The organism is Dellaglioa sp. CoH-57-MRSF-17 (assembly GCF_056782015.1).
Window position 1 is genome coordinate 1 of record NZ_JBXAXY010000177.1, and the last position, 242, is coordinate 242.

The 242-nt window shown below is 55.0% G+C and carries 1 protein-coding gene; it reads right to left on the reverse strand.

Annotated features, from left to right (window positions below; all coding sequences use genetic code 11):
* Positions 1–242: hypothetical protein (locus AC1RPJ_RS08310; RefSeq protein WP_481762936.1), on the reverse strand; the 242-nt coding region annotated here is incomplete at both ends.

The following is a 242-nucleotide window of genomic DNA, read 5'->3' on the forward strand; positions in this document are numbered from 1 at the left end:
TCGTGTTACCTCGTATGATCTGCATCGTGCTCGGAAACTGATACTCAAACCCAGAGGTGAGCGAGGTTGGTGCTCCGCTCACTGGGAACGTGAGTGCGGCCCCGCCAAAAGCTCCTGCCGACAAGTTGATTTGCCCGGCAATGGCACTATTGGTCACGAACCATGGGTAATTCGCGGCCAGCGTGCCAGAAGGATAAATGTCGAAGCCTTCGGCCGACGCAATGAATTGTGCTGGCATTTTC